This window comes from Pseudomonas sp. G1002 (genome assembly GCF_013385455.1).
Lineage (GTDB): Bacteria > Pseudomonadota > Gammaproteobacteria > Pseudomonadales > Pseudomonadaceae > Aquipseudomonas.
The window spans coordinates 15,092-39,724 of record NZ_JACAPY010000065.1 but is presented as its reverse complement, the minus strand read 5'-3'; the positions used below and the strand labels follow the sequence as shown (position 1 = coordinate 39,724).

Here is a 24,633-nt window from a genome sequence, read left to right as displayed (position 1 = left end):
TTAATGACAGATAAGTCCCTATCAGAAGCCGAATACGACGCCATCACCGATGCCGCTGCGCACTGGTGCATGCGTCTGCACGCTGGCGATTGCACGACGGCGGAGCGTCAGGCCTTCGAGCAGTGGCACGATGCGCATCCACTGCATGCCTTCGAATACGCCGCGATGCTGGAAATCTGGGACGTTGCCGATCACTTGCCCCGCAGCGAGCCGGCCCCCGTCGTGGCGCGACGACAACCTCGCAGCCGTTTGAGGAACTACGCGGTAGCGGCGGCGATATGCCTGGTGGCCTTGCCACTGGCGGCCCTTACCGGCTGGGAAGCAGGCTGGCTGCCCAGCTCGTACAACCATTACGAAGCTGAAAACAGCTTGCGCCAGGTCACCCTTGACGACGGCAGCCAGGTTGAACTTAACCTGGGCACCGAACTGGTCTACAGCAATTTCAAGGATCAGCGCCGGGTTACCCTGAAAAAAGGCGAGGCGTTTTTCAAGGTCAGCCATGACGCGCAACATCCGTTTATCGTCCACGCCGGTGACGGCCAGGTTCGGGTGACCGGCACTCAGTTCAATGTTTGGAAATACGAAGACCATGTGCGGGTCATGCTGCTGCAAGGCTCGGTGCTGGTGAGCAGCGACGACGCCCATAGCGGCCTGCGCCTGTCACCCGGGATGCAGGCCAGTTACAACCGTGGCGACGCCAGCCCCCAGGCCCAGCCAATTGCCCCGGGCGACACGGCCCTGGCCTGGCGTGAAGGCAAGCTGATCCTCGACAACCTGGCCTTGGCCGACGCGTTGCCGCTGATCAATCGCTACCTGAGCAAACCCGTGATGCTGGCCGACGCCGGCACCGGCGCGATCCGCATTGGTGGCATCTACAACATCAACGAGGTGTCCAACCTCGTCCCCTCCCTGCCCAAGGTCCTGCCGGTCTACCTGACCCAGAACCAGGACGGCAACCCCGTGCTCAATTCCATTCCGCGCAAAACCCCAAAGAGCTGAGCCAGGGTCATGGGCCTGCGCCCTCCTCCCGGATGCTGCCTGCGTCAAATCGTCCATTTTTGAAACACTTGCACCGGCTGAGCTGACAGCCGGCTGCGGAGTGCCGGGTTTACGGCGCGCAGTGTTTCATCCCTGAGACACCTGCCAGGCGGGCTGGACAAAGGCCCGCTGTCTCACAGTTGAAACACATCCACTGTGCATTCTATCCCCCGCGCTCATAACCCCATGAATGTCATCCCAAATTCAAAAGCGGCACAGCTCCTGCTCTCTTCCTGACAGCGCTGTTTAGGGTCAGCGCCAAGAATAAGGAATGCCGTCGTGAAGACACTTAATCCAGGCTCATTGAGCCTTCTGCTGATCAGCTGTGTACTGAGTACCAGCGTGAGCCTCCCGGTGCTCGCGGCAGGCGACGGTGTGATCGTGATTCAGCGCACCGTCCAGGGCCACATGGCTGGCCGCACCGCTGGCGTCGACCCCAACCCGGTCACCGTCAATGCCAATTCTTCTCCACAGATCCTGCGGGCCACCAGCGAGCTGAGCGACAACGACTACGCCAACATCAGCAGCGGCTCCAGCATCACTCGCGCCATCCTGCCCGGCGGCAACCTTCCCGGCTTGACCAACAACGGGGGTGGCGTAGGCCTTGGTGGCGGCGCAGCGGCCGGCCATGGTGGCGGCTCCAGCCTCTCGGGGCAGATCAACGGCTCAATCTCCCGCGGCATGGCGCCTTTGAACAATATCGGCAGCCTGATGGGAGGCCAGTGAGATGAACCATTCCTGGTTGTTCCTGGCGATCCTGGGCTGCTCGGCAGCCATGGCTGACAACAGCGCAGTGATCGACAACTCCGGCAAGCAATACAACGGCATCGTCTCGATCAACCAGGCGGCCGGCAATCAGCAACAACAGCTCAACAGCCGCGCGATTTCTGCGGGCAGCAACTCCCAGGCGGGCGGCGCCCTCAGCCAGACCATCGGCGGCGCACCGGCCGATCGCTCCCAGAACGCCAGGGTGGCGATCCAGGGCAGCTCTTTCAGCAATGGCAGCGGTGTACTGGGCGTCAACCAGTCGGCCGGGGCCAGCAACCAGATGATCAATGCCGTGCGGATCAGCGTGAATGCTGGCCCGCAAAGCATCGACGACAGCGTCATGTCGCAACAGAACGTGGCGCTGTCACCAAACTCAGGGTTCACCTCTACCACTGGCAGCCGCCAGGTCGTCACAAGCGACCAGGCCTTCACCGGCAGCCGTGGAGTGGTACAGGTGAATCAGAGTGCCGGGGTGGGGAACCGCATGGCTAACGCCCTGAACGTACAGATCCAATGATTCATTGGAGCTCGAAGCTGGACCGTACCAACACTTAACCAACTAATTAGAAGCAAGGGGAAATACCATGAAAACTACAATGGCTCTTAAACCACTGGCCTTCGCTCTCGCTGCAATCATGGCTGCCGCCGCACATGCCAACCCACCTACTCATCAGCCTACCGCTGCAGTAGCCGCCGTTTCCGATGCGCAATCGAGCAACCACAATGGCGTGCTCAACCTGGGCACCCAGAACAACGCGTCGGCCAACAACTCGTTGAACGGCAGCAGCGGCAACGCCCAGGCCAACATCGCAGCCGGTGATGGCAACCAACAAGACAACCAGACCGCCATTGCGGCCGGTGATGCAGATGCCGTGTTTGCCCAAGCTACCATTACCCAAGACAACCGCAACAACGTCTCGGTGCAAGTGGCTACCCACAACAACGCTTCGCTCAACAACTCGGCCAACGGCAGCTCCGGCAACCTGGGTGTGAGCGTTGCCGCGGGTAACTTCAACCAACAGAAAAACCAACTGGCAATTGCTTCTGCCAGTGGTGCCGCCGCCGCTGCCTCGAGCAACACCACTCAAACCAGCGTCGACAACACCTTCCTCAATACCGTGGCCACTCAGTCTGGCCCATGGGGCAGCCACACTTACCTGCCTGTCGTGAACAACGCCAGCGCCAACAACTCGCTTAATGGCTCTTCGGGCAACCTGGGCGCCAACATTGCTGCAGGCGTGGGCAATCAGCAGGGCAACACCACTGTGATTTCCTCCGGCGTACGTTTCTGATGCAACGGGGCCTTGGCGACAAGGCCCCTTTTTATTCCAGTGTCCTCCAGGCCATTCGATCATGCGGATCATCGCCCTCACCCTCCTGTTATTGCTCACCGGCCCGACTTGGGCGGGGCAAATGGCGATTGCTGCCATGCCCGGCGGTGGCGTGATCTTCAAGAAGGTCGAGAGCATCCGTGAACGCAAGTTCGCCAACCTGGTGGAACAGAAAACCGATTTCAGCTGCGGTGCCGCCGCCCTGGCCACCATCCTGCGCCAGGCCTACTGGATGGATGTGGATGAAGACCACATCATCAAGGGCATGCTGGTCAACGCCGATCAGGACCTGGTGCGTACCCAGGGCTTTTCGATGTTGGACATGAAGCGCTACCTGGAAAGCATCGGGATGCGCGCCCGGGGTTACCGGATCAATGCAGACACCCTGCTCACGGTGAAGATCCCGGTGGTGGTGTTGCTGGAGATTCGCGGCTACAAGCACTTCGTGGTGATGCAGCGCGCCGACAAGGACTGGGTGTACATCGGCGACCCGGTACTGGGCCATAAACGCTATGCCCGCGACGACTTCGTCAAAGGCTGGAATGGCATCGTCTTCGCGGTATTGGGCGAAGGTTATGACAAGACCAACGTGCTGCTCGACCCGCCCACCCCACTGACGGCGAAAAACAGAATCAATGAGTTCAGTCCGGTGCGGGACAGTGAATTGATGGACTTCGGTTTTATCCAGAGCGACTTCTTCTAGAAGCGCAATAAGGGGCAGGACGCTCCAGGAGCAAACGATGAACACTTACCGTTGGCTGACGGTCATGTGCCTGGCAGCCTCAATGCCCGCTTATGCGTCATCGGTGTTCAAACCGATTGAAATAAAGGACTCGGAACTGGCTGACCTGCGTGGTCGCTACGTGATGCCGGGGCGGATCATCAGTTTTGGCATCGTGATGAGCAGTACCTGGACCAATGCCGCCGGCGACAGCGTGACCGGCTCGGCCAGCATGAACGTCAACGCGTCGACCGTCACCCCGCAGTTTTATGTGCAGGTAACCGACAGCCCCACCAAAGTCTCGCCCAACCAGCCGAATGGCACCGGCACGGTGGTCGGTGGTGCCGGCCTGGGCAGCGGCCAGGGCGTGACCCAAAGCGTGCGCGCCGCCGGCGATGGCAACACCGCCAGCAATAACGTGAATATCAATGTGAACCAGAATGGCTTGTCGCCGGCCAATGTCGTCCAGTCCGGACAAGCCCTGGTGGCTGGCCAGTCGGTCACCGGCAGCACGGGTGCCGGCCAGGTCACGGTGTCGGCCGCCAATGGCGGGCTGCAAATGGCGATCCTGGCCAACAACAATCAGGGCAATTCGTTGCAGCAGATCGGCGCCGGGAATGTCCTGCAAGGCACGGTTTTGCAGGGTAACAGCAACTTCGTCAGCAACATGACCCAACTCAATGTGGTGCTGGGCAACAACGGTTTGAACAATTTGGGGCAGAACCTGAACCTGAATCAACTCAGAGGCCTACGCCCTAACGGTTATTGAACTACGCTGTGCCTCGACACTTGCGCATTAGAAAGGGACGGCTTATTCCATGCATCGATCGCTATCGTTACGTGCCGTAATTTGTTTAAGCACGCTCCTGCCCGCATCCATGTTGTATGCCGCGCCGGACACCGACATAGACACATTGAAAAAGGAATTGCTGGAGCTCAAGCAACGCTACGAAGTGCAGCAAAAAGCACTGGCGGTGCTGGAGCAACGGGTACGCCAGGTGGAAGAACAACCGGTGGCGCCGCCGCCCAAACGCCTGGCCAAATCTCCGGCAGACTTCCAGAAAGGCGGCACCACGGTGGCCGGCAACACGCCGGGAGTCGGCGCGGCTGCGGCCTCGGGCGGTGCAGCCGGTGGCGCGTCCTACGGCCAGTCCCTCAAGGATGATTCGGCCCCGGCACAGAGCGTGAGCAACTTGTATAACGAGGCCAGCGGGTTCTTTGGCAACGGCAAGTTCAGCTTTGAAACCGGCGTCACCTATTCCCGCTACGATGCCCGCCAGTTGACCCTCAACGGCTTCCTGGCGCTGGACTCGATCTTCCTCGGCAACATCAACCTGGACCGGATCAAGTCGGATAACTGGACCGTCGACCTCACGGGCCGCTACAACCTCGACAACCGCTGGCAGTTCGATATAAACGTGCCGGTGGTGTACCGCGAGTCGACCTATCAGTCCGGTGGTGCCAACGGTGGCAGCGGCACCGCGACCTCGGAACAATCGGTCACGCGTGACCCGACTATCGGCGACGTCAACTTCGGGATTGCCTACAAATTCCTCGACGAGAGCGTCAACCTGCCGGATGCCGTGGTGTCGGTGCGGGTCAAGGCGCCCACCGGCGAAGATCCGTTTGGGATCAAGCTGGTCCAGTCATCCAGCAACACCAACCTTTTCGTGCCGGAAAGCCTGCCCACCGGCAACGGTGTGTGGTCGATCACGCCGGGTATCTCGCTGGTCAAGACCTTCGACCCGGCGGTATTGTTTGGCTCGCTGTCGTACACCCACAACTTCGAAGACTCGTTCAGCGATATCAGCTCCCAGGTCGGCCAGAAGACCCCGGGGAAAGTGCAGTTGGGCGACAGCTTCCAGATCGGCGCTGGCGTGGCGTTTGCGCTGAACGAGAAGATGAGTATGTCGTTCTCGGTGTCCGACCTGGTGCAACGCAAGAGCAAGCTCAAGCCGGATGGCGGCGACTGGCAGTCGGTGGTTTCCAGCGACGCCAACGCGGGTTACTTCAACGTGGGCATGACGATTGCGGCGACCGACAACCTGACCATCGTGCCGAACCTGGCCATAGGGATCACACCGGATGCGCCGTCGTTCAGCTTCAGCCTGAAGTTCCCGTATTATTTTTAAGGCATGACAACGGGAAAAGCCCCGCAACGATAAGGGTCGTTGCGGGGCTTTTCGGTTTACCCGCCCTAGCGGATCTGGTGTTTGTGCAGCAACCGGTAGAACGTCGGCCGGGAAACCCCCAGCACACGGGCCGCGACACTCAGGTTGTCGCTGTGCCGGTTGAGCACATCGCACAGCGCCTGGCGTTCGGCACGGTGCTTGTAATCTTCCAGTGTAGCCATCGGCAGCGCGATTGCCTGCTGGCTTTGCAGTCCCAGATCAACGGCTTCGATTTGCCGCCCTTCCGCCAGTACCAGGCCCCGCCGCACGCGGTTGGCCAACTCGCGCACATTGCCCGGCCAACCGTGCTCGCCCATGGCCACCAGTGCGTCTTCACTGAAGCTGCGGGGACGGCGGCCGGTTTCCTGGCTGTAGAAGTGTGAAAAATGGTTGGCCAGCATCGCCACGTCGCCGTGGCGCTCGCGCAACGGCGCGGTGACCACTTGCAGGACGTTGAGCCGGTAATACAAGTCTTCGCGAAAAGTACCCTTTGCCACCGCGGCCTCCAGGTCGACGTGGGTAGCCGCCAACACGCGTACATCCACCGCAATCGGCTGGCTGCCGCCGACTCGCTCGATCTGTTTTTCCTGGAGAAAACGCAGCAGGTTGGCTTGCAGCTCCATGGGCAAGTCGCCGATCTCATCGAGAAACAAGGTGCCGCCGTGCGCCGCCTCGATCCGCCCCACCTTGCGCTGATGGGCGCCGGTGAAGGCGCCCTTCTCATGGCCGAACAGTTCGGACTGGATCAGGTGTTCGGGAATCGCCCCGCAATTGATCGCCACAAACGGCTTGGCATGGCGCTGGGATTGGCGATGCAAGGTACGCGCGACCAATTCCTTGCCGGTGCCGCTGTCGCCACGGATCAACACCGGGGACTCAGTGGGCGCCAGCTTGGCGAGCAGCTTGCGCAACTCCCGGATGGGACGGCTGTCCCCCAGCAACTCGTGTTCCGGCTGGCCCGCAGGCGCGTTGTTGCCCTTGCCCCGCAGGCGCGCCATGCCGAAGGCGCGGCCCAGGGTGACCTGCACCCGTGACACATCAAACGGCAAGGTATGGAAGTCGAAGAACCACTCACAGACAAAATCGCCGACATTCTGCAGGCGCAGCACTTCCTGGTTAAGCACCGCAATCCACTCGGTGCCGCTGCGGCTGATCAGTTCCTTGACCGCTTCGGGTCGCTCCAGGTGAAACGGCTGCAGGCGCAACAAACCCACGTCACAGGAGCGCTCACCCACCGACTCGAGGGCGCAGCTGTCCACGTCCCACCCCGCTGCGCGCAAACCGGGCAATAGCCGGTGGCAGTCATCACAGGGATCGACCACAAGCAGGCGGCGCGGGGCAGGTGTAACAATCATGACTATTCCTTGGCGTCAAAATCGTTAAAGTTATTTAAAAACAACTATTTGCAATGTCTGCTGGTAACCCTAGCAAGATCTTGACGCACCCTTTGTACCGATTCGCTATAAGTCGCGAACGAACCGGGTCTTTTATGTCAGTCGGATGCGGTCAATTGCCGCGGCATAACTTTCATGAGGCTTTCAAAATAGCCCCTTACATGACTTTAATCAGGGAAAGTTAAAAAATCTTCTTCTAACATGTGACCCGCACCCGGTGATCGTGCATCAGTACAAGTAACCAGTCGTTAGGCACGCCCAACCAACGGCTTCCACTTGAATGGGCATTTAGAGAGAAGACCCCATGAACGCCCCGCTCCGCATCAACGAAGCTCTTTTGATCGCAGACCGTGCTTTCCAGCCCTTTCAATGTGTGGCCTGGCACGACGGCAACGGCGCCCTGAGCCTGAGCGTCATCGACCGCACCAATACCCGTATCGGTAGCAAGCAGCTGTCTTCCAGCACTTATACCGACCCGGCACAGCTTGAGAACTTGCTGTTGCAGGCCCGTGCCGAACTCGACAAAGATGGCTACCAGTTGCAATCCTGGGCAATGCCCAAGTAACTGAAGCGTGCGTGAGACGGCACCCGAAAGTGTGCCGCCCGGCTGCGCAATATATTGACCCGCACTAACTCAAGTGGACAGTCAGCCATGCAAGTTGCAACTTTGCATAGCTGACTACTTATTAGTGTGGTTACCGATCAATAGGCCGAGAGAATAAACCGCTCGATGGCTTCCGCCGCACCGTCATCGACATTGCTGCCGGTCACGACGCTGGCCTGGCGCTTGACCACCTCTTCTGCCTGGCCCATGGCAATCGACAACCCCGCCACATGAAACATCGCCGGGTCATTGCCGCCATCACCGATGGCGGCTGTCTGTTGCAGTGGCACACCGAGGTGCGCCGCAAGGGTTCTCAACGCTTCACCCTTGTTGGCCTTCATGGCGGTGACATCCAGGAACACCGGCTGCGAACGCGACACCTGGGCCAATCCCTCGACCCTGGGCTGCAACTGCGCCTCAAGCTCCATCAGCAGCTGGGTATTGGTACTGGCCGCAACAATCTTGTCGACCCGATCCAGATACGGCTCGAAGCTCTCCACCACGATCGCCCCATAGCCCAGGCCGTGCTCCTCGCGAACCGCCATCGGTCCGCCGGGATCGCGACGCAGCCAGTCACCGTCGGCAAACAGCCAGACTTCAACGTCCGGCTGCGGCGTAAACAAGGCCAACGCCACCAGCGCCGCTTCTGCCGGCAAGTGATGCGCCACCAGAATACTGCCGTCGGGATTGACCAGCGTGCCGCCGTTGAAGCCGGCAATCGGCACATCGATGCCCAGTGCTTCGACCTGCTGACGCATGGCCTTGGGAGGTCGCCCGCTGGCCAGGCTGAAAAACACCCCGGCCGCGCGCAAGGCGCGAACCGTATCAATGGTGCGCTGGCTGAGGCTGTGATCCGGATGCAGCAACGTGCCATCCATATCACTCAACACAAAACGGATGGGTTGACTCGGCAAGTCACTCATCCGAGGCTGTGCCAGGTACGGCCATCGCGGGCCAGCAACGCATCAGCCGCCGCCGGGCCGTCCTCACCCGCCTTGTAGGCCTGGATGCCGTCGTCCTGCTTCCACGCATCGAGAAAAGGCTGCACCGCACGCCAGCCGTTCTCGATGTTGTCGGCGCGCTGGAACAAGGTCTGGTCGCCGGTCATGCAGTCGTAGATCAGGGTTTCGTAACCTGTCGACGGCTGCATCTCGAAGAAGTCCTTGTAGGCAAACCCCAGTTCCACGTTGGCCATGTCCAGGGTCGGCCCGGGCTTTTTCGCCAGCAGGTCGAACCACATGCCTTCATTCGGCTGGATCTGGATCTTCAAGTACGTCGGCTTGAGTTCATCGACCTCGGTATCACGGAACTGCGCGTAAGGCGCCGGCTTGAAGCAGATGATGATCTCGGTGTCGCGGATGCTCATGCGCTTGCCGGTGCGCAGGTAAAACGGCACACCCACCCAACGCCAGTTGTCGATCAACACCTTGAGGGCAACGAAGGTCTCGGTGCTGCTGTCGGGCGCAACATTGGCCTCTTCGCGGTAACCCGGCAACTGCTTGCCGCCGACTTCACCCGAGGTGTACTGGCCACGCACCGAGTTGGCCCGTGCGTCTTCCAGCGACCAGGGCCGGATGGCCCCGATCACCTTGGCCTTCTCGCCCCGCACTGCGTCGGCGCCAAAGGCAGCCGGCGGTTCCATGGCGACCATCGCCAGCAACTGGAACAGGTGATTGGGCACCATGTCCCGCAGGGTGCCGGTGTGTTCGAAGAAGCTGCCACGGGTTTCCACGCCGACGGTTTCGGCGGCGGTGATTTGTACGTGGTCAATGTAGTGGTTGTTCCAGAACGCCTCGAACAGCACATTGGAAAAACGGCTGATGAGGATGTTCTGGACGGTTTCCTTACCCAGGTAATGGTCGATGCGGTAGATCTGCTTTTCGCTCATCACCTTGAGCAGGCAGGCGTTCAGCGCTTCGGCAGTGGCGAGGTCGGAGCCGAACGGCTTTTCAATCACCACCCGACGGAACGCCTCCGGGGTTTCTTCCAGCAAGCCGGCCGCGCCGAGGCGCTGCACCACTTCGGCGAAGAAACGCGGCGCGGTGGCGAGGTAAAACACCGCGTTGCCAGTACCGCTGTCGGCAATCTTCTTGCCGATATCGGCGTAGGTGCCGTCGTCGAGGAAATCACCCTCGACGTAGCTGATGCCTTTGGCCAACTGTTCCCACAATGCAGGGTCCAGGGCGTTCTCGGCATTGCCCTTGACCTTGCTGGCGGCCTCGGTGCGAATGAAGTCCTCGAGCTTCTTGGCGAAATCGGCGTCGCTGATGGCGTTGTGATCAACGCCGACAATGCGCAAGCCATCGCCCAGCAGCCCGTCGCGACTGAGGTTGTACAGCGCCGGCATCAGCAGGCGCTTGACCAGGTCACCGTGGGCACCAAACAGAAACAGTGTGGTGGGCGGAGCGGGTTCGGCCTTGGGTTTCTTGCCGTTGGCGGTCATTTTTTGGGAGTCTCCACATGGCCGCCAAAGCCGAAGCGCATGGCAGAAAGCATTTTGTCACCGTAGGTACTTTGCTGGCGGGAGCGGAAGCGTGCGAACAGCGAGTTCGACAGCACCGGAACCGGTACCGATTGTTCCATGGCGGCCTCGATGGTCCAGCGGCCTTCGCCACTGTCGGCGACCGAGCCGGAATACCCGTCGAGCTTCGGATCGGTGGCCAGGGCGTCGGCGGTCAGGTCCAGCAGCCAGGACGACACCACGCTGCCGCGGCGCCAGACTTCGGCGATATCGGCAACATTCAGGTCGAAGCGCTGGTCTTGCGGCAGGTTCTCCGAATTCTTGGTCTTGAGGATGTCGAAACCTTCGGCGAAGGCCTGCATCATCCCGTACTCGATGCCGTTGTGGATCATCTTGACGAAGTGCCCGGAACCGGCAGGCCCTGCGTGGATATAGCCGCGCTCGGCACGGCTGTCCGCTGCGGCGGAACGGTCCTTGGTACGCGGGATGGTGCCCAGGCCCGGTGCCAGGCTTTCGAAGATCGGGTCCAGCAGCTTAACGGTCTCGGCGTCGCCGCCGATCATCATGCAGTAGCCGCGCTCCAGGCCCCAGACGCCGCCGGAGGTGCCGACGTCGACATAGTGCAGGCCTTTTTCCGACAGGGCCTTGGCCCGACGGATGTCATCCTTATAGAAGGTGTTGCCGCCGTCGATGATCACATCACCGTCTTCAAGCAGTTGGCTCAGTTCTTCAATGGTGTTCTCGGTCGGGTCGCCTGCCGGCAGCATCACCCAGATCGCCCGGGGCTTTTGCAGCCCGGCCACCAGGCCTGCCAGGTCAGCAACGCCCGTGGCGCCCTCGCCTGCCAGACCTTTTACGAATGCTTCATTGCGGTCGTAAACCACGGTGGTATGCCCATTGAGCATCAGGCGCCGCGCAATGTTGCCACCCATGCGGCCTAGTCCAATAATCCCCAGTTGCATGTGCTGATGCTCCTTACTACGAATAAATGTGTGTCACAGTTTATAGCGCAATGAGGCTAATGAGGGTTAGTCCAGAGCGGATTGGCATAGTTTCATGACAAAAAGTGGCCATCCTTTCGCCTTCAGTGGGTTAAAAGTCACAACGACCATCAAAAATAAAAAAGTTCCCTTCATTAAAAAAAGAATTCAGAATTGCCCCGACTGTTGCCGAGAGCCTCGATTCAAGCGCTCTGGCACCGCGATAGACCGGCTATTTGCGAGGTAAGCAATGAGCACTGCACACATGACCCGTCCGCCACAGACCCTCTACGTCACCATTCGCCGCGATGAATTGCGCCAGTTGAAAAACGAGCGCGACCAACTGCAGCAGGAAGTCATGCGTTTGCGCTCGCACCTGCAGGGCCAGCTCAATCAGCCGTCCGGCACCCAGCCCGCACTTTGCTGAACGTGGGCTGAACGAACCGTTCAGGAATAACTCACGAAGTTTTCACATCCCCCTCCCGATACTCCCGCCGAATAGGGCCGCGCTACGTGCGCAGGCCCTCTGTTTGCGTGCATCCCTGCGCGTTGACACTGAAATTATCGGGTTGGAGCGCTGGATGGCGATGTTCAAACGCAGCACTACGTCTGCGAAAGGTTTTGATTGGGCCGGCCTCGGCTGGATGTTTCTGTTCTTCTGGTATTTCTCGGGCATTACCCAACTGCTGATCCAACTGACCGGCACCTCCGGCTTCAGTGGTTTCCGCCAGGCATTCTTCATGAGCGCCCTGTGGCTGGCGCCGATGCTGTTGTTCCCGCGTCGCGCGCGCCTGGTGGCGGGGTTGATTGGCGTGGTGCTGTGGGCCTGTTCCATGGCCAGCCTGGGTTATTTCTTCATCTACCAGCAGGAATTCTCTCAAAGCGTCATCTTCATCATGTTCGAGTCGAACATCTCTGAAGCCGGCGAATACGCCACCCAATACTTTGCCTGGTGGATCGTGCTGGCGTTCATTGCCCACACCGCCATGGCCGTTTTCCTGTGGACCCGCGTACGCCCGGTTTACCTGCCACGTGGCCAGGCCATGCTGGCGGCTGCCGCAATCGTGATTGCCATCGTCGGCTACCCGCTGGTCAAGCAGATCGCCAAGAGCGAGACCATGGAACTGGCCATCGACCGCTTCGAAACCCGTATCGAGCCGGCAGTGCCATGGCAGATGATCGTCGCCTACCGCCGCTACACCGAACAACTGGATAACATGCAAGGCATGCTGACCAGCGCCAGCAAGATCCCGCCCCTGACCAACCTCAAGGACAGCATGGCCGGCCAGCCGTCGACCCTGGTGCTGGTGATCGGCGAATCCACCAACCGCCAGCGCATGAGCCTGTATGGCTACCCGCGCAACACCACGCCGGAACTGGACAAGCTGCGGGACCAACTGGCGGTGTTCGACAACGTCATTACCCCGCGCCCGTACACCATCGAGGCGCTGCAACAGGTGCTGACCTTCGCTGACGAAGAAAACCCGGACCTGTACCTCAAGACCCCGTCCATCGTCAGCGTGATGAAGCAGGCCGGCTACAAGACCTTCTGGATCACCAACCAGCAGACCATGACCAAGCGCAACACCATGCTCACGACCTTCTCCGAACAGGCCGACGAGCAGGTGTACCTGAACAACAACCGCAACCAGAATGCGCGCCAGTATGACGGCGACGTGCTGGAGCCGTTTGCCAAGGCCATGTCCGACACCGCCGAACGCAAATTCATCGTGGTGCACCTGCTGGGTACCCACATGAGCTACCAGTACCGCTACCCGCCGACCTTCGACAAGTTCACCGACCGCCAGGGTGTGCCTGAGGGGGTCAGCGACGCACAGTTGCCGACCTACAACAGCTACGACAATGCGGTGCTGTACAACGATTTCGTGGTGTCGAGCCTGATCAAGGACTACGCCAAGACCGATCCAAACGGTTTCCTGCTGTACCTTTCCGACCACGGCGAAGACGTGTTCGATTCGGCCGGCCACAACACCCTGGGCCGCAACGAAGGCAAGCCGACGGCACCGATGTACACCATTCCGTTCATGGCCTACGCATCACCCAAGTGGCGTGAAAGCCATGACTGGAGTTTTGCCGGTGACTTGCAGCGCCCTTACACCAGCTCGCAGCTGATCCATACCTGGGCCGACATGGCCGGGTTGAGCTTCGACGAACTGGACCACAGCAAGAGCCTGGTCAGTGACAGCTTCAAGCCTCGGCCACGGATGATTGGCGACCCGTATGCACGCCAGCAAAAACCGCTGATTGATTTCAGCCTGATCAAGCCCAAGCCAGACGCCGTCAACGTGGTCGTCAAGTAGCTTGAATCGCCCGGGTTTCATCCGCGCAAAGCGGTGAAACCCGATTTGGCGGCAACGTTAAGATAATAATTATTCTCGTTTAGCGCTAAAGTTCCCCGCCTCCTTTCGTCTTTGAGCCAATGGCATTTTTCATAGACGACAAGGAGTTCGCCGCGATGTTCGCGCCTATTACCCGTTCCATGACCTTGACCCTGGGCCTCTTCAGCGTGGTGCTGAGCCCGGACCTGCTGGCCGAAAACGACCCCGACCAGGACTCCCAAGCGCCGGCCAAAGCCCTGGAACTGGGCAGCACCAGCATCACCGCCGAAGGCCTTGGCGCCAACACCGAACACACCGGTGCCTACACCACAGGCTCAATGGGCACCGCCACCCGGCTGAACCTGTCCATCAAGGAAACCCCGCAGTCGGTCTCGGTGATCACCCGCCAGCAGATGGACGACTTCAACCTCAACACCCTGACCGAAGTGATGCGCCAGACCACCGGCGTGGTGGTGCAGCACCTGGACTCCGACCGGGTCGGCTATTCATCGCGCGGCTACGGCATCACCAACTTCCAGATTGACGGCATGCTCAACACCTTCGGCCGCATGAAGTCCGATGCCGACACCATCATCTACGACCGGGTCGAAGTGGTCCGCGGCGCCACCGGCCTGACCACCGGCGCCGGCGACCCCTCGGCCACGGTCAATATGGTGCGCAAACGTCCGACCGCACAGTGGCAGGCCAAGACAGGCGTCAGTGGCGGCTCCCACGACAATTACTACAGCTACCTGGACGTTGGCGGCCCCTTGGCGTTTGATGGGCGCCTGCGCGGCCGCACGGTGCTCGCCTACCGTGACACCCAGTCCTACCGCGACAACTACGCACTGCAACGGGAAGTCGGCTACGGCATCCTCGAAGGCGACCTGACCGACGACACGGTGCTGGCGGTGGGCTTCGATTACCAGAACAAGCATGTGCAGGGCACCGCGTGGGGCACCTTGCCCTACTGGAACAGCGACGGCAGCAAAGCCAGGCTGCCCCGCTCCGCCAACATCGCGGCCCACTGGAGTTCCTGGCCGCTGAAAGATGAAACCACCTTCGCTACCCTCGACCACCGCCTGGCGGGTGACTGGCACCTGAAGGCCGCCTATACCCACCGTGAAAGCGACACCGACGGCAAGGTCTATTACGGCGGCTCAGGCTTCCCGAATGCCGACCGCAGCGGCATGACCGCCTGGACCAGCCACATGCTCGGCACCTCGAAAATGGACGTGGTCGACTTGAACCTGTCCGGGTCCTATGCCCTGCTGGGTCGTGAGCACGAATTGATGGTGGGTTACGGCGAGTCCGAGCAGCGTGACGCTTCGCCACACCTGCGCAGCGGTACGGTGCCGAAGGACTACACCAGCATCGACGATTGGAAACACATGGGCGGGATCGGCAAATTCCCCGACACCAACACCGGCCTCAAGGGCGAACAAGGCAGCACCCGCCAAAAGGCCGGCTACCTGGCCACCCGCCTGAGCCTGACCGATCGCCTGCATGCGGTATTGGGCAGCCGCTACGGCAGCTGGGAGATCGAGAGCACCACCTACAACTACAACAGGGACACTGACCAGTTCCTCGGTACGTCAAAATCCAGCCAGACCCACAACGACATGTGGACACCCTACGCCGGCCTGCTCTACGACCTGACCCCGGAGTACACCGTCTACGCCAGCTACACCGATATCTTCAACCCGCAGGAAGAACGCACCGCCGGCAAGCAATACCTGGAGCCAGTGGTAGGCAGCAACTATGAAGTGGGCATCAAGGGCAGCCTGCTGGAAGAGCGCCTGAACCTGGCGGCCGCGTACTTCTGGAGCAAACAGGACAACGTCGCGGAACTGGACAGTTTGACCCCACCGGATCCGGAGACCGGCGAGCAGTTCTTCACATCCGGCGGCAAAGGCAACAAGGTTCAGGGTTTCGAGGTAGAGGTGTCCGGAGAGGTGCGCCCCGACTGGAACCTGACCGCCGGATACACCTACACCCACTCCCTGAACGGGGACAAGCAGCGCAATAACACCCACCTGCCGCTGAACCTGCTGCGCGTGTCCACGGCCTACCGCCTGCCCGGCGAATGGCACGCGCTGACGGTCGGCGGCGCGGTGAATTGGCAAAGCGACTTCTACGACTTCGCCTATCGCCCGGTTGGCCGGGACACCAATGGAGCCCTGATCAGGGAGCGCACCCGGATCACCCAGCAGGCCTATACCGTGGTCAACCTGATGTCGCGCTATGAGTTCGATGACCACTTGTCGGCGTCACTTAATATCAACAACCTATTTGATAAAAAATATTACGAGCGCGTCGGCTTCTATAACGGCGTGTATTGGGGAGACCCGCGCTCTATCAGCGTTGCACTGGACTGGAAGCTCTGAATTCATCGCTGCTAAAGATTGGAAGTTAACGAAATCGTTAACTTTCGGTCAGCGCGAGGTTAACCCTTACTTAATATCATTGGCCCACAGTCTCCCCATCCCGCCGCTGATGACAACGCGCGGACCCAACACACTTACTGAGACACTGCCATGAAATTTTCGACTGTTATCCTTGCCGGCCTGATGACCATGACTTCCGTAGCCGCCTTTGCAGAAGGCGGCTCAGAGCGTTCGAAGGAGTTCTACAACAACTTCACCTTCGTTCAGCAACAGACTCACGGTGCTGCCCAGCAAACCGCAATGGCTGACGGCAAGACCGAAAAGCCGGCAACGGCCGACCAAACTACCAACACACCGAACAGCTGATTTACCCGCAATACCTGTGCTATTCCGCTCTGATAGCCAAGGTCAATTTGGCGCCACTTGCTGGCGCCTTTTTTTTGCCTTTAATTAAATAAACATTAATTAAAGCGGCTTGCTCCAGAACAACATCCGGCCATGTTGCGGATCAAATACCGAATCATCAAACCCAAACTTTCGATACGCCGACTGCGCCACGGCGTTGCCTTCAAGCACCTCGAGGGTGATCTTGCAGCAACCGCGCTGGCGAGCAATTTCCTCGACCTTTTGCAGCATCTTCTGACTCAGCCCCAGGCCACGGAATTGATCCATCACCACCACGTCGTGCACGTTGACCAGCGGGCGGCAGGCAAAGGTGGAAAACCCTTCAAAGCAGTTCACCAGGCCGGCCGGCGTACCGCCGACAAAGGCCAGCACACTGAACGCGTGGGCACGCTTGGCCAGCTCTGCCGGCAGTTGCTGCAAACGGTCGGCCGGCAGGCTGTGGCCACCGCCCATGGGGTCTTCAGCGTAATGATTGAGCACCAGGCCAATGGCCTCGGCGTGTACCGGATTGGTGTAGCTGGCTTGCAGCACCAGGATGTCTGCGCTGTCCATTTCCTTCCTCGTTGACGGTGCGACAGGGACTCGGTCCCCATAAAAGGGCTCGATTGTAAGCGTGGTGCAGGCATTAGATGAAGGAGATTAACTACATTTGCCCGCGTGAAAGCGCGCCAGGCTCGCCAAACCGTGCCAGTTGCATCTCCTGCAGGCGGCTCAGGGTGCGGCGGAATGGAAACTCCAGGTAACCCTCGGTGTAGAGGCTTTCCAGCGGCACCCGGGCCTCGATGTACAGCGGCACCTTGCGGTCGTAGCACTCGTCCACCAGCGCGATGAAACGCCGGACGCTGTCGTCATGCACCGACAGTTCCGGCAGTTCCCGGTCCCCGGCGTCCACCCGTTCGGCAGCGTCTTCGGTGCCCCGGGCGATTCGTCCCGGGCGCTTTTGCGCGCTGAGGTTGGGCACCTCGCCGAGCAAAATGGCCTTGAACCGATCACACAGCAGCATGAAATCCATCGCCGCCAACGGCTGCTCACACAGGTCGGCGTAGCAACACCACAGCACGGTTTCACTGGACTGCACTGCCACGATGGAGCGGTAGCCGACCGCAACCGGGGCGCTGCTCACTGCCTGCCCGGCGCTCAACTGGCGAAACACCTCGGCCAACGCGTCGGGCTGGTCGACCCAGTAACGCTGCAGTGCGGTGCCCGGGTGCAGCCGATGATCCTCCCCGCCATCGACTGCCACCACCCGCATATGCTGTTTGATCGCCTCGATTCCCGGCAGGAAACGATCCCGGTTGAAACCGTCGGCGTACAGCTGGTCCGGTGGCTGGTTGGACGTGCAGACCATCACCACGCCTTCCTCGAACATCACCTGGAACAGCCGGCCGAGGATGATGGCGTCACCAATGTCGTTGACAAACAACTCATCGAAACACAGCACCCGCACTTCCCGGCTCAGTTCGCGGGCCAGGGCCTGCAAGGGATCGTGGGTGCCCGTGAGCTGGAATGAACGCTGGTGCACCCAGCCCATGAAGTGATGAAAATGCTGGCGCCGCGCTGGCACTCCCAGGCTTTGGTAGAACTGGTCCATCAGCCAGGTCTTGCCCCGGCCGACCGGGCCCCACAGGTACACCCCAGTGATGGGCCCAGGGCCGTGGTGCAAGGCCTGATGGCAGTTCTGCAGGGCTTGCACCGCCTCACGCTGGGCGTCGTCGGGGACAAAACCCTGTTCGGTGATGGCGTGCTGATAGGCGGCAAGTGGCGAGTCGAAAGTCATGCCCGGCAGTATGCCATGACGGCTACAGGGAAATATCCAATCGGGCAATCTTGCCGTGTTCATTGAGGCGGAAGGTATAGCGCAGCTCCAGCGGGCTGCCGGGAAAGCTGCCGGTGATCAGGTTGCTGACCAGCACCTTGCCCGTGCGGTGCTGCACATTCAGCACCTGGACCCTGGGCTGGTAACGGCGCCCGGTGTCTTCCATCCAGCGGGCGATGGCGGCGGTACCGACCCGGTGCTCGCCTTCGTCGAACACGTTGGCATCTTCGGCGAAACAGTCGGCCACCAGCGAGGTGTCGCCGGCATTCGCCGCGGCAATGTAGGTTGCAATCGCCGGGGCCAGTTCAGGGGTGGGTTGAGACATGGTGACAGCTCCTTTTTAGTGATTTATGGAGCCATCCTAAAGCAGCGTTGTGTCAGTTCTTGTCAGGAGTGAACGGCCCGGATTCATTCTGTTCCATCAGCTTGCGCCAGCCCCGCAGCCAGTCGCTGCGGCGCCCCGGATAACGTTCACCTTGCAGGCGCGCGGCGGCCACTCGGTCGGTGCGGAAGGTGCGATAGGCCCCACGCAATTCACACCACGCGACGATCACCCGCACTTCGTTGAGAAAGCCCAGGGCCAGGGGCCAGATCAGGCGCTGGCTGGCGGTCTGGCTGGCATCGGCGTAGTCGATGTGCAGCTTGGCCTGGCCGCGAATGGCCTCGCGGAACACATTCAACGGCACGCGATTTTCCGGGTAACCGAAGCCTGGCGGGCCCGGCAGCACCGTCGGATTGCGCAAGGCTTCCTGGGCAGCCGGGTCAAGCACGTCGGCGATCTTTGCAAGCGCATTGGCCGCCGCCTGGCTCAGTACGTCATCACCGCGCTGGTCGACATACCGCAAGCCCAGCACGATGGCTTCGGTCTCGTCGGCATTGAGCATCAGCGGCGGCAGGAACAGGCCCGCACGCAGCACATAGCCCACGCCCGCCTCGCCGTAGATCGGTGCGCCCAACGCGGTCAGTTCGGCGATATCGCGGTACAGCGTGCGCTCGGAAATCTCCAGTTCTGCCGCCAGCACGGCGGCCGTCACCGGGCGTTTTTTGCCCCGCAGGACTTGCAACAAGGTCAACAGACGACTGGTACGCGACACGTTGATCATGCTCGAAAAAGAAAGGTGGCGCAGCTTAGCAGAGGCCTCCGTCAGAAAGTGTCAGGAGCAGGCACCCTTCCCTTCAGCCGCCAAAAAAGCCCCTTGACGAAATATATGACTCGCATCATATTTAATAGATGTTGCGAAACATTTAAACCAACCACAGCGTCAGGAGTTTCGGTATGCGCAATAAAGTCTTTGGCCGTCGCAGCGGCCTGCGGGTTTCAGAGCTGGCCCTGGGTACCGCCAATTTCGGCACAGGCTGGGGCCACGGCGCCGAGCGCGAAGAGTCCAAGCGAATCTACGACGGCTATCTGGAGGCCGGCGGAAACTTCCTCGATACCGCCAACGGCTACCAGTTCGGCCAATCGGAAGTACTGCTCGGCGAGTTCATTGCCTCGGAACGCGACCGCCTGGTGATCGCCAGCAAATACACCCTGCGCACCCAGCCTCAAGACGAAGGCACCCTCAAGCTTGGCAACAACCGCAAGAACATGGTGCGCGCCGTCGAAGAAAGCCTGAAACGCTTGAACACCGACCACATCGACCTGTTCTGGGCGCATATCAGCGACAACGTCACGCCGATGGAAGAGATCCTGCGGGGTTTTGATGACCTGGTGCGTGCCGGCAAGATCCACTACGCCGGGCTGTCCAACTTCCCCGCCTGGCGCATTGCCCGCGCCGACCTGCTCGCTGAAGTGCGCGGCTTTGCACCCCTGGTAGCGATCCAGACCGAATACAGCCTGGCCGAACGCACCGCTGACCGCGAGCTGCTGCCCATGGCCGAGGCCCTGGGCCTGGCCGCGACTTTATGGTCACCGCTGGGGGGTGGTTTTCTGACCGGGAAGTACCGCAACAGCCAGGACGATACCCGCGCCAGCAAGCTGGGGATTTTGGTCCACGCTGAAAAAAGCGCACGGGAAACCGCAGTGCTCGACACCCTGCTGGCGGTTGCCGGTGAACTGGACGCCACGCCGACTCACATCGCCATTGCCTGGCTGCGGGAAAAGGCCCGTCGTTCCACTACCGCGCTGATCCCGATCCTGGGGCCGCGTACCCGCGAACAGCTGGACGGCACCCTGGGTGCGTTGAGTGTGCAACTCTCGGCTGAGCAAGTGGACCGTCTGGATGCTGCCAGCGCGATACCGCTGGGCGTGCCCCACGAGATGATCGCGGAGCGCTTCCCACGTTATACGGACGATGATGCACAAGACCTGCGCTGGCCGCCGGTTATCTAAGACCCGTTGTGGCGAGGGAGCTTGCTCCCGCTGGGCTGCGTAGCGGCCCCAAAATCTTGGGAGCGCTGCGCACTCCAGCGGGAGCAAGCTCCCTCGCCACAGATGCAGTACTCAGCCTCAGTTATGCGAGGCTTTTGCTCACCACTTCAAACACATCGCTGGACAGCTCGCCCGAAGCGCGAATCCGCTCCAGCTCGCCTTTCATCAGCGCCTGCCGCACGCTGTCGTACTTGCGCCAGCGGGTCAACGGCGCCAATTGCCGCGAAGCAATCTGGGGGTTGAAGCCATTCAACTGGATCACCAGGTCCGCCAGGAACCGATAGCCCGAACCATCCGCCGCGTGGAAGTTGATCAGGTTCTGCCCGGCAAACGCGCCCACCAGTGCCCGCACCTTGTTCGGGTTCTTGATGTTGAACGCAGGGTGCTGCATCAACGTCTTGACCCGCTCCAGCGCGCCCGGCAAACCATTGCCCGCCTGCACGCTGAACCACTGGTCCATGACCAGCGGGTTGTCCTTGAAGTTCTCGGCAAACACCGCCAGCGCCTTGGCTTTCTCTTCTTCGAACGGCGAGTTGACCAGCACCGCCAGGGCCGTCAGGCGCTCGGTCATGTTGTCGCACGCGTCGAACTGTTCAAGGGTCGCCGCCAGCACTTCCGGCTTGCCGCTGAGCATCAGGTACGACAGCGCAATGTTCTGCAAGGCGCGACGGGCAAAGTGTTCCGCCTCGGCCACGTACGGGGTTTTCTTCGACAGGTCGCGATTGGCCTGGTAACGCAGCCACAGGCCTTCGAACAGGTTGTCGGCCAACTGCTTGCGAGCAAACTCGCGGGCCGCGTGGATGGCGTCGACATCCGCCACTTCGCTGATTTCGGTCAGGTAGGCTTCGCTCGGCAGCGAGAGCATCTCGGCGACCATCGCCTGGTCCAGGCTTTCGTCGCTCAATACGCTGCGCAGTGCAGTGATCAGGCGTTGATCCAGCACCAGCGCCTTGCCCTGCTGATGTTGGGCGATCAGCTCCTGCAACACCTGCACCGACAGCTGCTGGCCGGCGTCCCAGCGATTGAAGCCATCGCTGTCGTGCTGCATCAGGAACATCAGTTGGTCGCGGTTATACGGGAAGCTCAGCTTCACCGGCGCCGAGAAGCCGCGCAGCAGCGACGGCAGCGGGTGCTCGGCGATGTCGACAAAGGTGAAGGTCTGTTCGGCTTCGGTCACCGAGATCACGCGGGACGTGGCGCCGGCAGCGGTTTCACCGGCCAGGCGCAAGGCGATGCCCGCGCCCTTCCCGTCCAGCAGGCCCAGCTCAACCGGAATCACGAACGGCAGTTTTTCCACCTTGTCCGGGGTTTCCGGGCAGCTTTGACGGAAGGTCAGGCTGTAGGTTTTAGCCACCGCGTCGTAGGACTCGCTCACCGCCAGGCGTGGCGTACCGGCCTGGCTGTACCAGCGCTTGAACTGGGTCAGGTCAGCGCCGTTGGCGTCTTCCATGGCCTTGATAAAGTCATCGCAGGTCACAGCCTGGCCGTCGTGGCGTTCGAAGTACAGGTCGCTGCCTTTGCGGAACCCTTCGGCGCCGAGCAAGGTTTGGATCATACGGACGACTTCCGAGCCCTTTTCGTACACGGTCAGGGTGTAGAAGTTGGAGATCTCGATAAAGCCGTCCGGACGCACGGCGTGGGCCATGGGACCGGCATCTTCGGCGAACTGGTGAGTGCGCAGATAAGCCACGTCCTGGATGCGCTTGACGGTGGCCGAGTTCATGTCGGCAGAGAACTGCGAATCACGGAACACCGTGAAGCCTTCCTTCAGCGACAGCTGGAACCAGTCGCGGCAAGTCACGCGGTTGCCCGACCAGTTGTGGAAGTATTCGTGGGCAACGATCGCCTCGACTCGCTGGTGCGCGGCGTCGGTGGCGGTTTCGGCACGAGCCAGCACGGCGCTGGAGTTGAAGATGTTGAGGCCCTTGTTTTCCATGGCGCCCATGTTGAAGTCGTTGACCGCGACGATCATGAAGATGTCGAGGTCGTACTCACGGCCATAGACTTCCTCGTCCCAGCGCATGGATTTCTTCAGGCTGTTCATGGCGTGCTGGCACTTGTCGATGTTTTCCGGCTCGACATAGATACGCAGCGCCACGGTGCGCTCGGTCATGGTGGTGAAGGTGTCTTCGACACACCACAAATCACCGGCCACCAGTGCAAACAGGTACGCCGGCTTCTTGAACGGATCTTCCCAGGTCGCCCAGTGCCGGCCGTCTTCGCCAGGGCCGGAAGCAATCGGGTTGCCGTTGGACAGCAACACCGGGTAGCTGTGTTGCTCGGCGATCACCGTGGTGGTGAACACGCTCATCACGTCCGGACGGTCGAGGTAATAGGTGATCTTGCGGAAACCCTCGGCCTCGCACTGGGTGCAGAACATGCCGCCGGATTTGTACAGGCCTTCCAGGGCGGTATTGGTTTCCGGGTGGATCTTCACCGTGGTGTCGAGGGTGAAGGTCGCGCTGGTGGGGTGCACGGTCAGGTGGCTGTCGCTCAACTGGTAGTCGGCGTCGGTCAGTTCCTGGTCGGCCAGGTTCACCGACAACAGCTCCAGTTGCTGCCCGTCCAGCACCAGCGGCGGCAAGCCGGCGCCGCGCTCGGGGTTGCGGCGCATCACCAGCTGCGCGTGGACCAGGCTATGGTCCTCGAACAACTCGAAGGTCAGGTGCGTCTCGTCGATCAGGTAGTCCGGCGCCTGATAGTCCTTCAGGTAAATCATCTTCGGCTGTTCGGTGCGCATGTCTGTCGTCCTTCTACTGATGCACGGCGAGCTGGTAGGCCGTGTATTTACGAATATTGATCACGCCGGTATCGAAGATCAGGTATTGGCCCTTGATCCCCATCAGCGTGCCTTCGGCAATCGGGTTCTTGTCCAGGTTGAAGCTGACGATCTTGGTCGGATACTGCTCGATCGGGTAGCGGATTTCGATCGGTTCGATGTCGGTCACCGGTTGGATGGCCTGCAGGCCAAAGCGTTCCTGCAAACCGAGCATGCCTTCGGCACAGCTGGCGAACAGTTCGTCACGCACCTGCGCAAGGTCGACGGCCTGCGCGTCGCCCTTGAGCAGCGCGCGCCAGTTGGTCTTGTCGGCCACCTGGCTGCGGAACAGGTCCTCGACGAAGCCCGACTGCTGGCGCGTGGCAACGCGCATGATCGGCAGCGCCTGGCTGGCGCCCTGGTCGAGCCAGCGGGTCGGCAGCTGGCTGGCGCGGGTGATGCCGACCTTGATCCCCGACGAGTTCGCCAGGTACACCACGTGGTCGGTCATGCAGAATTTTTCACCCCAGGCCGGATCGCGGCAGGTGCCGGCGTCGTAATGGCAGCGCTCGGGGCTCATGATGCACAGGTCGCACTGGGCCAGTTTGGTCATGCACGGGTAGCAGTAACCCTGGCTGAAACTGGTCTTGGTCTTGCGACCGCAATGGGTGCAATGGATCGCACCGAGGTATTCCAGGCGCACGGTAGTGCCGATCAATGGATTGACCGGCACCTCGGTGTCGCCCAGGCGAAACGCGTATTGAACGGTCGGCTCACCCAGCTGCGCCGACATCTTGCTGACTGCACCACGGCCAATCTCAATCAATGGATGGCATCCGACTTGAACAGGATGTTCGGCACCGGCGCCGACTTGGAGGCGCATTCCTGCGGGCCCATGTAGCCGGTGCGCTGGTCTTCCGGCAGGTTCTGCAGTTCCCAGGCGATCACCGCCTGCAACGACAGTTCACGCTGCTCGGCGGTGAGCTTGCGGCCATCGGACCATTTGCCGATTTCCACGGCGAGCTTGAGGCTCTCGTAGATGTCCGGGGTGATGTTTTCGATCATTTCGACAAAAGAGGACATAAGACT

General features: G+C 60.7%; 24 protein-coding genes. 13 read left to right on the top strand and 11 right to left on the bottom strand.

The features are described from left to right. The first annotated feature begins 3 nt into the window (after positions 1 to 3). The 7 genes from HX801_RS31415 to HX801_RS31385 all read left to right on the top strand — a co-directional run bounded on the left by HX801_RS31415 (position 4) and on the right by HX801_RS31385 (position 5,990). The gene (locus HX801_RS31415) at positions 4 to 999 is read left to right on the top strand and encodes a FecR family protein (RefSeq protein ID WP_177023404.1); all 996 of its coding nucleotides are present in this window, start codon (positions 4 to 6) and stop codon (positions 997 to 999) included. Positions 1,000 to 1,317: 318 nt separating this feature from the next. Continuing rightward, positions 1,318 to 1,764 carry a hypothetical protein gene (locus HX801_RS31410; protein ID WP_003217947.1) on the top strand — a complete coding sequence of 149 codons (447 nt, stop codon included), beginning with the start codon at positions 1,318 to 1,320 and terminating at the stop codon, positions 1,762 to 1,764. Position 1,765: 1 nt separating this feature from the next. Beyond that, complete coding sequence (locus HX801_RS31405) at positions 1,766 to 2,323, top strand: hypothetical protein (RefSeq protein WP_003217945.1); 558 nt, start codon at positions 1,766 to 1,768, stop codon at positions 2,321 to 2,323. A gap of 79 nt (positions 2,324 to 2,402) precedes the next feature. Continuing rightward, positions 2,403 to 3,098 carry a hypothetical protein gene (locus HX801_RS31400; RefSeq protein WP_008432027.1) on the top strand — a complete coding sequence of 232 codons (696 nt, stop codon included), beginning with the start codon at positions 2,403 to 2,405 and terminating at the stop codon, positions 3,096 to 3,098. A gap of 61 nt (positions 3,099 to 3,159) precedes the next feature. Next, the gene (locus HX801_RS31395; protein WP_003217941.1) at positions 3,160 to 3,840 is read left to right on the top strand and encodes a C39 family peptidase; all 681 of its coding nucleotides are present in this window, start codon (positions 3,160 to 3,162) and stop codon (positions 3,838 to 3,840) included. Positions 3,841 to 3,877: 37 nt separating this feature from the next. Continuing rightward, complete coding sequence (locus tag HX801_RS31390) at positions 3,878 to 4,627, top strand: hypothetical protein (protein WP_003217939.1); 750 nt, start codon at positions 3,878 to 3,880, stop codon at positions 4,625 to 4,627. Between the two features lie 49 nt (positions 4,628 to 4,676). Beyond that, positions 4,677 to 5,990 (top strand): autotransporter domain-containing protein, encoded by a 1,314-nt coding sequence (locus HX801_RS31385; RefSeq protein ID WP_177023403.1) that lies wholly within the window; start codon positions 4,677 to 4,679, stop codon positions 5,988 to 5,990. Between the two features lie 65 nt (positions 5,991 to 6,055). Here HX801_RS31385 and HX801_RS31380 read toward each other — a convergent pair whose 3' ends face one another. Beyond that, positions 6,056 to 7,384: a sigma-54 dependent transcriptional regulator gene (locus HX801_RS31380; protein ID WP_003217935.1), complete on the bottom strand. Its 1,329-nt coding sequence runs from the start codon at positions 7,382 to 7,384 to the stop codon at positions 6,056 to 6,058. A 343-nt stretch (positions 7,385 to 7,727) separates the two neighbouring features. Between HX801_RS31380 and HX801_RS31375 the strand changes: the two genes are divergently transcribed. Further along, positions 7,728 to 7,988 carry a hypothetical protein gene (locus HX801_RS31375; protein ID WP_003217933.1) on the top strand — a complete coding sequence of 87 codons (261 nt, stop codon included), beginning with the start codon at positions 7,728 to 7,730 and terminating at the stop codon, positions 7,986 to 7,988. Positions 7,989 to 8,125: 137 nt separating this feature from the next. On the opposite strand, the gene HX801_RS31370 is transcribed toward HX801_RS31375, so the two are convergent. Genes HX801_RS31370 through gnd form a run of 3 tightly spaced genes read right to left on the bottom strand, consistent with a single transcriptional unit; the run spans position 8,126 to position 11,474 of the window. Next, the gene (locus tag HX801_RS31370; protein ID WP_003217930.1) at positions 8,126 to 8,950 is read right to left on the bottom strand and encodes an HAD family hydrolase; all 825 of its coding nucleotides are present in this window, start codon (positions 8,948 to 8,950) and stop codon (positions 8,126 to 8,128) included. Continuing rightward, positions 8,947 to 10,470: a glucose-6-phosphate dehydrogenase gene (gene zwf / locus HX801_RS31365; protein WP_003217928.1), complete on the bottom strand. Its 1,524-nt coding sequence runs from the start codon at positions 10,468 to 10,470 to the stop codon at positions 8,947 to 8,949. Before zwf ends, HX801_RS31370 begins: the two co-directional genes overlap by 4 nt. Further along, the gene (gnd, locus tag HX801_RS31360) at positions 10,467 to 11,474 is read right to left on the bottom strand and encodes a phosphogluconate dehydrogenase (NAD(+)-dependent, decarboxylating) (RefSeq protein WP_256579633.1); all 1,008 of its coding nucleotides are present in this window, start codon (positions 11,472 to 11,474) and stop codon (positions 10,467 to 10,469) included. The genes zwf and gnd overlap by 4 nt, the downstream gene beginning before the upstream one ends. Before the next feature lie 244 nt (positions 11,475 to 11,718). On the opposite strand from gnd, the gene HX801_RS31355 reads away from it, so the two are divergent. The 4 genes from HX801_RS31355 to HX801_RS31340 all read left to right on the top strand — a co-directional run bounded on the left by HX801_RS31355 (position 11,719) and on the right by HX801_RS31340 (position 16,560). Continuing rightward, positions 11,719 to 11,895: a DUF6026 family protein gene (locus HX801_RS31355; RefSeq protein WP_023658901.1), complete on the top strand. Its 177-nt coding sequence runs from the start codon at positions 11,719 to 11,721 to the stop codon at positions 11,893 to 11,895. 154 nt (positions 11,896 to 12,049) lie between these two features. Beyond that, a complete protein-coding gene (locus HX801_RS31350; RefSeq protein WP_087694370.1) occupies positions 12,050 to 13,789 on the top strand; it encodes a phosphoethanolamine transferase CptA in 1,740 nt (579 codons plus the stop codon). Between the two features lie 155 nt (positions 13,790 to 13,944). Then, a complete protein-coding gene (locus tag HX801_RS31345) occupies positions 13,945 to 16,194 on the top strand; it encodes a TonB-dependent siderophore receptor (protein WP_177023402.1) in 2,250 nt (749 codons plus the stop codon). Between the two features lie 150 nt (positions 16,195 to 16,344). Next, the gene (locus HX801_RS31340; RefSeq protein ID WP_087694368.1) at positions 16,345 to 16,560 is read left to right on the top strand and encodes a hypothetical protein; all 216 of its coding nucleotides are present in this window, start codon (positions 16,345 to 16,347) and stop codon (positions 16,558 to 16,560) included. A gap of 99 nt (positions 16,561 to 16,659) precedes the next feature. Here the strand turns inward: HX801_RS31340 and HX801_RS31335 are convergent, their stop codons facing one another. The 4 genes from HX801_RS31335 to HX801_RS31320 all read right to left on the bottom strand — a co-directional run bounded on the left by HX801_RS31335 (position 16,660) and on the right by HX801_RS31320 (position 19,509). Then, positions 16,660 to 17,151 carry a GNAT family N-acetyltransferase gene (locus tag HX801_RS31335; protein ID WP_008432012.1) on the bottom strand — a complete coding sequence of 164 codons (492 nt, stop codon included), beginning with the start codon at positions 17,149 to 17,151 and terminating at the stop codon, positions 16,660 to 16,662. A 91-nt stretch (positions 17,152 to 17,242) separates the two neighbouring features. After that, on the bottom strand, positions 17,243 to 18,376 hold the full coding sequence (gene zapE / locus HX801_RS31330) for a cell division protein ZapE (protein ID WP_177023401.1): 1,134 nt from the start codon (positions 18,374 to 18,376) through the stop codon (positions 17,243 to 17,245). Positions 18,377 to 18,398: 22 nt separating this feature from the next. After that, positions 18,399 to 18,740, bottom strand: coding sequence for a nuclear transport factor 2 family protein (locus HX801_RS31325; protein ID WP_008432007.1), 342 nt, complete (start codon positions 18,738 to 18,740; stop codon positions 18,399 to 18,401). A gap of 52 nt (positions 18,741 to 18,792) precedes the next feature. After that, complete coding sequence (locus tag HX801_RS31320) at positions 18,793 to 19,509, bottom strand: YafY family protein (RefSeq protein WP_032898885.1); 717 nt, start codon at positions 19,507 to 19,509, stop codon at positions 18,793 to 18,795. A gap of 182 nt (positions 19,510 to 19,691) precedes the next feature. On the opposite strand from HX801_RS31320, the gene HX801_RS31315 reads away from it, so the two are divergent. Beyond that, positions 19,692 to 20,747, top strand: coding sequence for an aldo/keto reductase (locus HX801_RS31315; RefSeq protein WP_177023400.1), 1,056 nt, complete (start codon positions 19,692 to 19,694; stop codon positions 20,745 to 20,747). A 121-nt stretch (positions 20,748 to 20,868) separates the two neighbouring features. On the opposite strand, the gene pepN is transcribed toward HX801_RS31315, so the two are convergent. From pepN to HX801_RS31300, 3 genes are read right to left on the bottom strand one after another with little or no spacing between them, the layout of a single operon-like run. Then, positions 20,869 to 23,526 (bottom strand): aminopeptidase N, encoded by a 2,658-nt coding sequence (gene pepN, locus HX801_RS31310; RefSeq protein ID WP_177023399.1) that lies wholly within the window; start codon positions 23,524 to 23,526, stop codon positions 20,869 to 20,871. A gap of 13 nt (positions 23,527 to 23,539) precedes the next feature. Beyond that, positions 23,540 to 24,370, bottom strand: coding sequence for a DUF2797 domain-containing protein (locus tag HX801_RS31305; RefSeq protein ID WP_003217902.1), 831 nt, complete (start codon positions 24,368 to 24,370; stop codon positions 23,540 to 23,542). Further along, positions 24,367 to 24,627 carry a YeaC family protein gene (locus HX801_RS31300; protein WP_003217900.1) on the bottom strand — a complete coding sequence of 87 codons (261 nt, stop codon included), beginning with the start codon at positions 24,625 to 24,627 and terminating at the stop codon, positions 24,367 to 24,369. Before HX801_RS31300 ends, HX801_RS31305 begins: the two co-directional genes overlap by 4 nt. Positions 24,628 to 24,633: the final 6 nt, after the last annotated feature.